This is a genomic window from Bradyrhizobium sp. McL0615, from assembly GCF_049993905.1.
In the GTDB taxonomy this organism is placed as follows: Bacteria; Pseudomonadota; Alphaproteobacteria; order Rhizobiales; family Xanthobacteraceae; genus Bradyrhizobium.
On the sequence record NZ_CP188254.1, the window covers coordinates 8,507,741 to 8,520,041 of the forward strand.

Here is a 12,301-nt window from a genome sequence, read left to right on the forward strand (position 1 = left end):
CATCAGGCCTGCGCAAGATCGCGCCGCCTCGCGCGCGGCCTGGTCAAGATATCCCGCAGCGCCTGCACCTTGGGTGAATCGGCGCCCTTGCGCCAGATCAGGTAGGTATCGGCACGGTTCTCGCCCGGTGGCAGACGATGGACCTTCAGCCGCCGGCTTTCCGGAAATGTCGTAAGTACGCTTCTTGGCAGCAGCGCCACGCCCATGCCCGCCACGACACATCCCAGCATGGCGTGATAGGAGCCCAGCTCGATGGTGCGCTCCGGCATTTGATCGCGCAGCGCATACCAATCCTCCAATCGCTTGCGGTGCGGGCAGCCATGCTCGAACGCGATGATGGTGCGCGGGAAGTAGGCGTTCTTGCCCTTGCCGATCGGTGGCGTGCCGGCAGCGGAAACGATGACGGGCTCTTCCTTGAACACCGCCACCTTCTCGAACAGCGCTTCGGCAATCGGCAAGGTCACCAGCGCCGCATCGAGCTCATGGGCCAGCAGCGCCTTTGAAAGCATCGGTGGATTCCCGGTGCGAAGTTCGAAGGCCACGTCCGGATAAAGCCGATGATACTCGTTCACCGGTCCCGGCAGGCGGACGGCGGCGGTGCTCTCCATGGCTCCCAGGCGGAAAACACCGCGCGGCCGCGGATCCTGCACCGCATTGCGCGCCTCCTCGGCGAGCGCGAGGAGCCGGTCGGCGTAATCGAGCAATACCTGTCCGGCCGGCGACAGATGCAGGCGCTTTCCTTCGCGAATGAAGAGTGCAACGCCGATATCTTCCTCGAGCTGGCGGACACGCGTCGTCACGTTGGACTGAACGCGATACAGCCGCTGCGCGGCCCGGGTCACGCTGCCTTCGCGGACCACGGCGCTGAATATCTTCAAATCGGATAAGTCCATGATATCTCTCTGAGAGATCATATTTATCACTATAATTCATTTTATGTGATTATGTCTCCGTCGTAAAGCCATCGCATCCCAGCGCTTCGAGGAGCGCGTGTACGAACGATGGACGCCATGATGCAGATGACAAACCGGATCGAGGCCGGCGTCACCGAAATCCGGCTGAGGTCGCCCGCTGACTATTCCGCAATGAAAGAAAAGCTCATTCGGGAAGCGCGGGTCGCACAGGCGACCGCCATTCGGGCCGCGTTTGCCCGGTTGATCGCAGCGTTTGCCGCCTTCGCAACGCGGCTGAACCATCCACCATGCCTGCCGTCGATCAAACCTGAACACGGAGATTGATCATGCCCAAAGCCTACTGGATCGTGCGCGTCAGCGTTCGGCAGCCCGAACGCTACCCGGACTACCTCGCCGCGGCGCGACCGGCGTTCGAGAAATTCGGGGCCAGGTTCATCGTACGCGGCGGCCCATTCGAGCTGATGGAAGGCCAGGCGCGCGAGCGCAATGTCGTCGTTGAGTTCGCCGATCGCGAAACCGCAATGGCCTGCTACCGGAGCGCCGAGTATCAGGAAGCGAAAGCGATCCGCCAGCAATGTGCTGAGGCGGACTTCATCATCGTCGAAGGCGCTTGAGAAAGACCGGCGGCGCTGTGCGACCGCGCGCTCAGACCCCCGCCACCGACGACCAGATATCGGAAAGCTTACGCTTGAACTTCTGCCGGCGCGTCAGTGGCACGGCCGCTTCCTCGTCCTCGGGCAGCCGCAGGCCGACCACGCTGACCCGCCCGCCGCTGATGCTGCGCGCGACCAGCACGATCGGATCCAGCACGAGCTCCGCGCCTTCCTTGGGCGCATGGTCGAGGTGAATGTCGAAATAATCCGCCAGCGTCAGCTTCGCCTGCTCTTCTTCGGCCGCTACGCCGTAGATCGCGGCCAGTTCGCCGAGGGTGTGCTCGCCCGATACCATGAAATCGCCGAGCAGATGCGGATCGGGCGCCGAGCTCGGCGGCATGTCGACAAAGAAACGATCCAGTGCCTCGGCCTTTTCCGGCGGCGCCAGCAGATAGACGTAATCACCCGGCACGACCGGATCGGCCTCGATGGGCGACAGAATGCGCTCCTCGCGGATCACCAGCGTCGGCTTTGACCAGGATGGAAGCAGGCCACGCCGGAAATAAAGGCTTTTCGACCGAACCGGATAGCCGACCAGTTGCTGTTCGAGCTGGCCCGGCAGATCCAGCTCGACGCGCCGCGGACCGCGGTCGACGCGCGGCAGCGCCACGTGCAGCCACCGCGCTGCCGGGCCCAACGTCCAGCCCTGCAGCAGCAGCGAGATGACGACCACGACCAAAGCGACATCGAAATAGAGATAGGCTTTCGACAACCCGACCAGCATCGGGATCGAGGCCAGAAAGATCGCGACCGCCCCGCGCAGGCCGGTCCAGGCGATAAAGACCTTTTCCCGCCAGTTGAACCGGAACGGCATGAGGCACACCAGCACCGCGAGCGGCCGCGCCACCAGCATCAGCACCAGCGCCACGATCACGGAAGCACCAGCGCTGTCCAGCAGGCGCTGCGGCGACGCCAGCAGGCCCAGCAGAACGAACATCACGATCTGCGCCAGCCAGGTCGCGGCGTCGAGAAACGTCACCACCGAATTATGCGCGCGCGTCGGCCGGTTGCCGACGACGATGCCGGCGAGATAGACCGCGAGAAATCCGGAGGCGTGCGAGATCTGCGCCACGCCGAAGATCACCAGCGCCGCGGTGGTGACAAAGGGCGCGTGCAGGCCCTGCGGCAGCGCCATGCGATTGAGCGCCAGCACGACCAGGCGGCCGCCGATCACGCCGAGGAAGGCGCCGAGCAGGCCTTCGCGCGCGAGCTCCATCACGACATGCCACGGCGAGCTTTCGCCTGATGAAATGAACTCGACCAGCATGAGCGTGAGAAAGATTGCGAACGGGTCGTTGGTGCCGGATTCGGCCTCCAGGGTTGCGCCGACCCTGGGGCGCAGGCGCAGGCCCTGCGTGTGGACGAGCAGGAACACGGCTGCGGCATCGGTCGAGGCCACCACGGCACCAACCAGCAGCGCCTCGGTCCAGCTCAGATCGAGCGCATATTTTGCGGCCGGCGCTGCGACCACCGCGGTCAGCAACACGCCGATGGTCGCCAGCACCATCGATGGCGCCAGCACGGCACGGATACTTTGAAACTTGGTCCGCAGGCCGCCGTCGAACAGGATCAGCGCCAGCGCCACCGACCCCACCAGATAGGTGGTGCGGACGTCATTGAAGCTGAGCTGGCCCGGCCCGGCGTCGCCCGCCAGCATGCCGATCAGGAGGAACACCAGCAGCAGCGGCGCCCCGAAGCGCAGCGCGAGCAGGCTCGACAGGATGCCCGCCATGACAAGAACGGCGCCCAGAAAGATGGCGATGCTGACCGAGTCGAGAGAAGCCATGAACCTCCGCGATAACCCCTACAATCCTCGCAAATACTTGCAATTGCATCCTTATCGTTGCCACAGTTGAACGCCAACCCATTTCTGCGTTAGCGGCAATCTGCCCCGTTTTAAGGGCTTAATTGGCTTCGCCGGCCCATGTATCGATGGTCCGTCCGCCCTGTTTGTGGAAATCTGCCCACGTCGAATCACATTTGACTGCGCCGCGCCTGACGAGATTTTGCCGATGGACATGGCCCCGAAAGAGATCATCGAGTTTCTGCAATCGACCGCGCGATCGGTCGGCGCAGAGATCGCCTCGCCATGGTTTTATCTGCAGTTCGGGCTGATCCTGACCGCCGCCGGCATCGCCTATGTGGCGGATACCGCCATCCGCGCACGGGTCGACATGACCTCGCTGGCGATGCGCTGGCCGTTGCCGCTGCGGCATTTCGTCCGCGTGCTGGTCGCCAGCGCGTCGACCGCGATATTCGCGATCCTGGTGATCGCCGAACGCATCACGATGTACCACCTGACATGGCCGAGCCGCAGCTATCTGCTGATGGTCGCCGCCAAGCTGGCGCTGGCCTGGCTCGTGATCCGGCTCATCACCTCGGTGATGCGTAACGCCTTTATCGTCAAGCTGGTGTCGATAACGGCATGGTTCGTAGCGGCGCTGAGCATCCTCGGCCAGCTCGATCCGGCGGCGGACACGCTCGACTCGTTTGCGGTCGATATCGGGGGCCTGCGGCTGACGCCGCTGCTGCTGATCAAGGCCGGCGCGCTGCTGATCGCGGCGCTGTGGTTGACCAATATCGCCAGCAACTTCATCGAAAGCCGGATTACCCGCGCCACCGACCTGACGCCCTCGATCCAGGTGCTGCTGGTCAAGATCATCCGCATCGGCCTGATGGTGGTGGCGATCGCGATCGCGCTCGGCGCCGTCGGCATCAACCTTTCGGCGCTGGCGGTCTTCACCGGCGCGGCCGGCGTCGGCATCGGTCTCGGCCTGCAAAAGATCGTCGCCAACTTCATCTCGGGCATCATCCTGCTGGCGGACAAATCCGTTAAGCCCGGCGATCTCGTCACCATCGGCGACAGCTCGGGCCGGATCAGCGCGATGAAGACGCGCTACATCTCGGTCGCCGCCGGCGACGGCCGCGAGTTCCTGATCCCGAACGAGGATCTGGTGACGCAGAAGGTCGTGAACTGGACCTATACCGACAAGAACACGCTGGTGAAGGTGCTGTTCAGCACCAATTACGACGCCGATCCCCGCCTCGTCTGCAAGCTGGCGATCGAGATCGCTGCGGCCGCCCCGCGCGCCATCAAGAACAAGCCGCCGAACTGCATCCTGACCGAATTCGCCGAGGCCGGCATGAAGTTTTCGCTGACCTTCTGGATCGCCGATCCCGACGGCATGGACAATGTGAAGAGCGATGTGATGCTGGCGCTGTGGGACGCCTTCAAGCGCGAGGGCATCCGTGTTCCCTATCCGGTCCGCGAAATCCGCGTCCGCGGCGGGGCGCTGCCGGTCGAGCCCGTGGTGGAAGTTTCCGGCTAGGATGCAAGCCTTTTATAATCTCGCCGTGGCAAACCCTTGGCTTGCACTGAGCGTTCCGATCATTAAATTAGGCTATCAAATCAGCCCAGTACCGTTCCTTCGAAGCATGACCGCCCATGAGCTATATTGAAGCGTCAGACACCTCCTTGCGGAAAACCGGCCAGATCAAACTGCATGGCGCGAGCGGCTTCGCCGGCATGCGCAAGGCGGGGGCGCTGGTCGCCGAGTGCCTCGACGAGCTCACCGACATCGTCAAGGCGGGCGTTCCGACCTCGCGGATCGACGAATTCGTCCGCGACTTCGCCTTCAGCCACGGCGCCTATCCGGCGACGCTGATGTATCGCGGCTACCGCTACTCGACCTGCACCTCGATCAATCACGTGGTCTGCCACGGCATGCCCGGCGACCGCGCGCTGAAGGAAGGCGACATCGTCAATATCGACGTCACCTTCATCGTCGATGGCTGGTACGGCGATTCCAGCCGCATGTACGTGATCGGGCCGATCGCCCGCAAAGCCGAGCGGCTGATCGAGGTTACCTATGAGGCCATGATGCGCGGCATCGCCGCGGTGAAGCCCGGCGCCACCACCGGCGATATCGGCCACGCCATCCAGAGTTTTGTCGAGCCGCAGGGCATGAGCGTGGTGCGCGATTTCTGCGGCCACGGGCTCGGACGCATGTTCCACGACGAGCCGAACATCATCCATATCGGCCGGCCCGGCGAAGGCGTGGCGCTGAAGCCCGGCATGTTCTTCACCATCGAGCCGATGATCAATCTCGGCAAGCCGCATGTAAAAATCCTGTCCGACGGCTGGACCGCGGTGACGCGCGACCGCTCGCTGTCGGCGCAGTTCGAGCATTCGGTCGGCGTGACCGCGACCGGCGTCGAAATCTTCACGCTGTCGCAGCGCCATGGCGAGAAGCCACTGACGGCAGCGTAGGCACGGACGTCTGCTCCCAGACGCCGTAGGGTGGGCAGAGGAGCGCAAGCGACGTGCCCACCATCTCTCTCACCGAGCACGCTGCAAAGTGGTGGGCTCGCTTCGCTCAGCCCACCCTACGAGGGCTGAGTGATTTGCAGCAGTCGCTCATGCGACTGATCCCAGCCTTTCTCATCGCGTTTACGGCTTTCTTCGCAAGCCGGAGCGGTGTGGCCGACGAGGCCCTCTTCGTTAGCAAGCGTATCACGCCGCCGGGCGAGTACACGTCCGGCATCGAAGGGCCTGCGGTCGACGCATCCGGCAACCTCTACGTTGTCAATTTTCAACAGAGCGGCACGATCGGCAAGCTGGCGGCCGGCGCCTCGCAGTCCCAGCTCTTCACGTCGCTTCCCGCAGGCAGCATCGGTAACGGCATTCGTTTCGATCGGCAGGGGCGGATGTATGTGGCTGATTTCAAGAAGCACACGATCTGGGTCATCGCATCAGGCGAAACCGCGCCGCGCCTCTACTTTCATTCTGATCGCTTCAATCAGCCAAACGACCTGGCGATCGCGGCGGACGGCACGCTCTATGCCAGCGACCCGCGCTTTGCGACGCCAGCGGGCGGCCAGATCTGGCGCATTACCCGCGGCGCCGACGGCAAGGGCCAAGGCGAAGTGATGTCCAGCACGAGGCGCCTCGGCGTGACCAACGGGATCGACCTGAGCCCGAACGGTGCGACGCTCTATGTCAGCGAGTCGAATTCGCGGCAGGTATGGGCCTATCGCCTCGACGGCAATAAGCTGCTCGACCCGCGGCTGGTCAGGGGCTTTGCGGATTTCGAGGTCGACGGCCTGCGCACCGACCTCGACGGCCGAATTTATCTCGCGCGGCTGTCGGCCGGTAAAATCGCCATCATCGGCGCCGATGGATCGCTCCAGCGCGAGGTGCCCCTGATCGGAAAGCAGCCGACCAACCTCACCTTTGGCGGTCCCGACGGCAGAACCGTCTTCGTGACCCAGAAGGAAGGCCGCTTCATAGAGGCGTTCCGCGCCGACCGTCCCGGCCGCGAGCCATGCCTGCAAGTGCCCGGCATGTGCTGAGCGGCCTGAACGCGAAGCAGCCGCTGAACGGTCTTGATGCCATCATGAGGAGAAGGACGAAGAGTGGGCCAGCGCAGCATGTATATCTGGAAGCTTCGTGACGTCGTGGCCGCGGAAGGCAGCCCGGCAGAGATGATCGTCAAAGCCAAACGAGCCAGTCTTTCAGCGCTGTGGGTGAAAGTTGCCGACGGAACTTCACATTATGCGAATGTGAGAGATGATGTTGCGCGCGACTTCAAGGAACTGATCCGCCTGGCGCACGATAACGGTATCGAGATTTGGGGCTGGCAGGTGCCCCATTGCGCGACGGCTGCCATTGCGAAGAAGGAGGCGAAGCTGCTGGGCGATCTCGCCGAGGCGTTCGAACTCGACGGCATGATCATGGATGCAGAGGGAACGAGCGCCTACTTTCATGGCGACCTGGCGGCAGCGAAGGCTTACGGCGCGGCGATGCGGGAAATTGCCGACGGGCTGGAAAAACCGCTTGGAATATCCAGCAACGACATTCCGCAAAATATCGCCGGTTGGCTCCCCAAGTTCAACGAGATCGCCAGGAAGGCGCATTTCAACTTCCCGCAAACCTATTATGGCGCCAGTCCCAGCGTCACCAACCGCGTCGACCGCGCGGTGACGGGCAATGCCCATTTGACGATTCCGTTCGTCCCCGTCGGCGCGGGCTTCATCGGCACCGCCGAAGGCGGCTGTGCTTCGGCATCGGCCTGCGCCGAGCGCGCCCGGGAATTCATCCGGCTGTGCAACGCCCGGAATTACCAAGGCTACTCATTCTGGCACTGGGGCGGAGCCCCGATGAAATTGTGGGAGGTGTTGAACACCGTTCCAGCCTGACCTCCTCAGCGGAGCATCGACCCGCCGGGACGCCATTTCTGACCGGACACTTGGGACCGGCGCATTATCTCCCGTCTTCCTGAGGCTCCCGCCGCCCAGCGGCAACACGCCCTGTCGTTGCACCGGAATATCCGGGGTCATGTGGTGTAGCACGTAGCGTGAGCTCCTCGGAACCGAGGGGCCTGGCGGGCTAGGGTTCAACCAAAGGGAGCAAGGGCATGTTCGAGATTTCACGTCGCGATCTGGTCCTCGGGAGCACGGGGGCGGCGCTCGTTTTCGGCCTCAAGGGGCCGGTTTCGTTCATCGGTGCCGCGCATGCGCAGAAGGCGGCCGACAGCCTCAAATACAAGGTCGGCGACATCGAGGTCTTCAGCCTCCATGAGGGCAGCGTCGAGCGTGCGGTCACCGAGGCTATGGTGAAGAACGTCTCCCTCGATGAGGTCAAGAAGGCGCTGACTGCGGCCGGCATCGGTCCCGACAAGATCGACAACCCCTTTACCGTCACCGCGATCCGCACGGGCGGCAAGGTCGTGCTGTTCGACACCGGTTTTGGCGGCAACGGCCCGGCAACCGTCGGCAAGCTCGCCGACAACATGAAGGCGGCCGGCCTCGATCCGGCGACGGTCTCCACCGTCGTGATCTCGCATTTCCATCCCGATCACATCTCGGGCCTCTGGGTGAAGGAGACCGACGCGCAGGTGTTTCCGAATGCGGAAATCCTGATGCCGGAGGTGGAGTTCAAGTTCGCGACCGATCCGGCGCTGGTCGAGAAGGTGCCGGAAGCCAACCGTCCCTTCATCAAGCGGATTCAAGCGACCTTCCCGGCCTGGAAGAACGTCAAGCAGTACAGTGACGGCGCCGATATCGCCCCTGGCGTGAAGGCGATTGCCACTCCCGGACATACCGTCGGGCATATGGCGTTCCTCGTGGCATCGGGAGGACAGCAACTGTTCATCCAGAGCGACGTCACCGGCATCCACCAGCTGTTCGTCAGAAATCCCGGCTGGTTCTCGGGCTTCGATGCCGACGGCCCGAAGGCCGAGGCCACGCGGCGCGCGTTCTTCGATCGCGTCATCGCCGAAAAGGGCATGATCGCCGGCTATCATTTCGGCTTCCCGAACGTCGGCACGTTGTCAAAGGACGGCAACGGCTATGCGTTCGCGGCCGTGAAGGCCTGATAGCCGGCAACATTGCGAGTCCAAAAGGCGCCGATTTTCGGCGCCTTTTTTGTCGACATGCGCACGCACCGCACGGATCAAGCTTCCCAAACAGATTTCATCAAGGAGCGTCAGCTTCTGTACGCCGCTTATCTGTAATTTCGGATGTCGACCAGTCTTTCGCACGACACCGCTCAACAAATGGTTGTGCGTGTGAACGAGTTCACATGCCGTGTATCCGAATGGTGGTTCGATTTTCGAGCGCCAACCGTAGATCGCACATCTGAAGCGATTACGCTCAGACTCTCGCAAGAGGTCAAATATGAACGACAAACCTCCGACTCCCAAGCGAGGCGCTTTCCCGACGCCAAAGAAGGTTATCGACAAGGCGCCTCGATACGTCCCTGAGCGTTCCAGCTCCACCGGCGATGGAGGAAGAGAACAGACAGGCTCTTCACCTGACCGCCGACAGAATGACGACACCACGGATGACGCGAAGCAGTCAAAGCCGAAATAATCGAACTTCATTTTAGCAACGGAGAACGAACATGGCTATTGAGCTCGGTGGAAGTGGACAAGGTAGAACCCTCAAACGTGGAGCGATGCCCTCCCCCCGAAGCGTGCTGGCCGCCGCTATTCCCCACAGCGAGATCGGCCTCGCGGCGGCGCCTCCAAATTTCATCACGATGCCCAAGAAGCTCTCTTCGTGGGGCAACTTCGACCACGGCGATTGCGTCACCGCCGAGGAAGCGTTTGCAAAAGCGTGTCACCATCCGGAAATCTTCGTTTCGGACAACGAGGTGATCAGATGGGCCAAAAGCCACAACGTGCTGGAAGGGGCCTATCTCCACGAAGTGATGCAGGGGATGCAAAAGAGCGGCTTTCATCAAAGCGAACATCTCTACGATGACGGCCCAAGAATCCTGTCTGTGGATTGGACCAATTTGTCCACGCTGAACAGCGCGATCTATCAAGGCCCGGTCAAGATTGGAGTCGCCGCCGGTCAGCTGGAAACCGCCTGGCATTCAACGAACGGCAAGACCGGATGGTTCGCTCTCGGCTTCAACAAGGATACCAATGAGGATCATTGCGTCAGCCTCTGCGGCTACGGTTCGCTCAGTTGGCTTGCAAAGCAGCTCCAAACCGCTGTACCGGCTGGGGTCGATGGCACCAAACCGGGCTACGCCCTGTTTACCTGGGACACGATCGGAATCATTGATCAGCCTTCCATGGTCGCCATCACCCAGGAGGCATGGCTCCGAGTGCCGACGACGGTCATCAAACCAGCGAAGACGAGGGAGCAAGAAAAGGCAACGGCATAGCAGGTAGATTCCTGCGGCAGTGGCCGGCGCGAAGTTCCGTTGCCGGGGCTTCGCGTCGACCCTCGACCCGGAGACGGATTATTGATCACCCCCTTTGAAAGACATCGAACACCGCGATGTGGCGTGGGCTTGTGGCACTCGGCTCGGGGGTCTTTTTTCCGATATGCGCACGCACTTTAGAGTTGCAAAAACGCGCAGCCGCGGCATGGTTACGACCGATGCCAGCCAAGACCGTTCTCTCCCCTGATCAGTCCAGCGAAACGCCGCATTATCACGGCCACCGCGAGCGCCTGCGCGAGCGCTTCTACACCGCCGGCCAGGAAGCGCTGAGCGATTACGAACTGCTGGAGATGGCGTTATTCCCGGCTCTGCCCCGGCGCGACACCAAGCCGCTGGCGAAAGCGCTGTTGAAAAAATTCGGCTCGTTCGCCGAAGTCATCCACGCGCCGGTTGCGCGGCTGCGCGAGGTCGAGGGCATCGGCGAGGCCTCGATCAACCAGATCAAATTGCTCGCGGCCGCTGCGAGTCGGGTGGCAAAGGGCGAGATCAGGCGCAAGATCGCGTTGTCGTCCTGGAACGACGTGATCGAGTATTGCCGCACCGGCATGGCCTTCGCCGACAAGGAGCAGTTTCGTCTGCTCTTCCTCGACAAACGCAACCAGCTGATCGCGGACGAAATCCAGCAGACCGGCACCGTCGACCACACCCCGGTCTATCCGCGCGAAGTGATCAAGCGCGCGCTCGAACTTTCCGCGACCGCGCTGGTCCTGGTGCACAACCACCCCTCCGGCGATCCGACGCCATCGCAGGCCGATATCCATATGACAAAGGCGATCGTCCAGATCGCGAACCCGCTCGGCATCTCCGTGCACGACCACATCATCGTCGGCAAGAACGGGCATACGAGTTTGAAGGGGCTGAAGCTGATCTAAACTTCATCCGCAATGTAACGATCGCTGGATCGCCCCCCTCACGGCTCGACCCATCGCCGCACGGCTTCAGCCGTGTCTGCCGGCGTGGTGTTGAAACAAATGCGGGTTTGCGGTGCGGCGAGGTGAACCAGATTGATGATCCGTTCGAATAGCTGCAGCCGCTCTCGCGGTTCGCGCAGGCCCGCGCCGATCACCACGCAGTCATATTGCTTTGCGCCCAGCGCCGCCGCAGCGACGGCTTCGGCCGTATCACCGAGATCAATCAGGCAGCTATCGGCCTCATATCCCATCGCGCGAAGTTTTTCGATCTGCGCATTGATGTAGCTCGTCACCAGTTCGCTCGTGAGCCCCGGGAAGGCGCTGAAGGCAACCAGGGAAGGCTCGATGCCGATCGCGAGCACGGTCGTTTTCGCCATGCGCCTGCTCCATTTCCGAAGTGGGAGATCGCTCTGGCCAACGCTTCGATGACCGGCGAAGTTCCAACATCACGGATACGACACTTCGTCACGCATCGAAACATTCATGTCATCGAAGCGGGCATGATGATGCTTCAGTCGCCGACCGGAAATCGAACCGGCGCCGGCTTCACAGGAGAGCATCATGGCAACCATCGACAATGCAAACCAGAACCTGATCGTCACCGCATTCTGGGAGGTCAATTCCGGAGAGGAAGGCGCGATCGCCGCACTTCTGAAAGACTTTCTGCCGCAAGCGCAGCGCGAGCCCGGCGTGAAGGCGTTCCAGATCCACCAGAACGTCGCCAGGCCGCGGGAGTTCTTCTTCTACGAGGTGTTCGCGGGCGAGGCCGCGTTTGCCGATCATCAGCAGACCGACCACTTCAAGAACATCATCGTCGGTCAGGCGATCCCAAAACTCGCCAAGCGCGAGCGGCAGCAGTTCCGCTTCATCTGAGGTCACAGAACCAGACCGACGATGCAGGGAGCCTGACCGTTATGCCGTAAGCTGGATTATGCCGCATGGCCGAGTTAGGCGGCTTTTGGCCATGTGGATTGGGAATCTTGATTTGGCTTTTTGGTGTGGTCGAACCAGGTGCCTGTCGCTCCTATCGTCAGGGTATTGGCGCCATACCGCGCGATTGCAGCAAAGCTCGCTCGACTTTGCTGC

The 12,301-nt window shown here is 62.1% G+C and carries 13 protein-coding genes; 10 read left to right on the forward strand and 3 right to left on the reverse strand.

What is annotated here, in order from left to right:
* Nucleotides 1–2 precede the first annotated feature (2 nt).
* Nucleotides 3–893: a LysR substrate-binding domain-containing protein gene (locus ACPPVP_RS41025; RefSeq protein ID WP_426529496.1), complete on the reverse strand. Its 891-nt coding sequence runs from the start codon at nucleotides 891–893 to the stop codon at nucleotides 3–5.
* A gap of 117 nt (nucleotides 894–1,010) precedes the next feature.
* On the opposite strand from ACPPVP_RS41025, the gene ACPPVP_RS41030 reads away from it, so the two are divergent.
* A complete protein-coding gene (locus ACPPVP_RS41030; protein ID WP_426529498.1) occupies nucleotides 1,011–1,238 on the forward strand; it encodes a hypothetical protein in 228 nt (75 codons plus the stop codon).
* A gap of 2 nt (nucleotides 1,239–1,240) precedes the next feature.
* Entirely contained in the window at nucleotides 1,241–1,528 is a 288-nt protein-coding gene (locus tag ACPPVP_RS41035; RefSeq protein WP_426529500.1) for a DUF1330 domain-containing protein, read from the forward strand.
* A 31-nt stretch (nucleotides 1,529–1,559) separates the two neighbouring features.
* On the opposite strand, the gene ACPPVP_RS41040 is transcribed toward ACPPVP_RS41035, so the two are convergent.
* Nucleotides 1,560–3,353, reverse strand: a complete 1,794-nt coding sequence (locus ACPPVP_RS41040) for a potassium/proton antiporter (RefSeq protein WP_426529502.1) — start codon at nucleotides 3,351–3,353, stop codon at nucleotides 1,560–1,562.
* Between the two features lie 226 nt (nucleotides 3,354–3,579).
* Between ACPPVP_RS41040 and ACPPVP_RS41045 the strand changes: the two genes are divergently transcribed.
* The 7 genes from ACPPVP_RS41045 to radC all read left to right on the forward strand — a co-directional run bounded on the left by ACPPVP_RS41045 (nucleotide 3,580) and on the right by radC (nucleotide 11,176).
* Nucleotides 3,580–4,896, forward strand: a complete 1,317-nt coding sequence (locus tag ACPPVP_RS41045) for a mechanosensitive ion channel family protein (protein WP_426529504.1) — start codon at nucleotides 3,580–3,582, stop codon at nucleotides 4,894–4,896.
* A gap of 116 nt (nucleotides 4,897–5,012) precedes the next feature.
* Entirely contained in the window at nucleotides 5,013–5,837 is an 825-nt protein-coding gene (map, locus tag ACPPVP_RS41050) for a type I methionyl aminopeptidase (protein WP_426529506.1), read from the forward strand.
* A 149-nt stretch (nucleotides 5,838–5,986) separates the two neighbouring features.
* On the forward strand, nucleotides 5,987–6,919 hold the full coding sequence (locus ACPPVP_RS41055; RefSeq protein ID WP_426529508.1) for an SMP-30/gluconolactonase/LRE family protein: 933 nt from the start codon (nucleotides 5,987–5,989) through the stop codon (nucleotides 6,917–6,919).
* 63 nt (nucleotides 6,920–6,982) lie between these two features.
* On the forward strand, nucleotides 6,983–7,765 hold the full coding sequence (locus ACPPVP_RS41060; protein WP_426529510.1) for a hypothetical protein: 783 nt from the start codon (nucleotides 6,983–6,985) through the stop codon (nucleotides 7,763–7,765).
* Nucleotides 7,766–7,983: 218 nt separating this feature from the next.
* Nucleotides 7,984–8,943 carry an MBL fold metallo-hydrolase gene (locus ACPPVP_RS41065; RefSeq protein ID WP_426529512.1) on the forward strand — a complete coding sequence of 320 codons (960 nt, stop codon included), beginning with the start codon at nucleotides 7,984–7,986 and terminating at the stop codon, nucleotides 8,941–8,943.
* Between the two features lie 527 nt (nucleotides 8,944–9,470).
* A complete protein-coding gene (locus ACPPVP_RS41070) occupies nucleotides 9,471–10,244 on the forward strand; it encodes a hypothetical protein (RefSeq protein WP_426529514.1) in 774 nt (257 codons plus the stop codon).
* Between the two features lie 218 nt (nucleotides 10,245–10,462).
* Nucleotides 10,463–11,176 (forward strand): RadC family protein, encoded by a 714-nt coding sequence (radC, locus tag ACPPVP_RS41075; RefSeq protein ID WP_426529516.1) that lies wholly within the window; start codon nucleotides 10,463–10,465, stop codon nucleotides 11,174–11,176.
* A gap of 38 nt (nucleotides 11,177–11,214) precedes the next feature.
* Here radC and ACPPVP_RS41080 read toward each other — a convergent pair whose 3' ends face one another.
* Nucleotides 11,215–11,592 (reverse strand): hypothetical protein, encoded by a 378-nt coding sequence (locus ACPPVP_RS41080; protein ID WP_426529518.1) that lies wholly within the window; start codon nucleotides 11,590–11,592, stop codon nucleotides 11,215–11,217.
* A gap of 184 nt (nucleotides 11,593–11,776) precedes the next feature.
* Here ACPPVP_RS41080 and ACPPVP_RS41085 point away from each other — a divergent pair, with 184 nt between their 5' ends.
* Nucleotides 11,777–12,088 (forward strand): putative quinol monooxygenase, encoded by a 312-nt coding sequence (locus tag ACPPVP_RS41085; RefSeq protein ID WP_426529520.1) that lies wholly within the window; start codon nucleotides 11,777–11,779, stop codon nucleotides 12,086–12,088.
* Nucleotides 12,089–12,301: the final 213 nt, after the last annotated feature.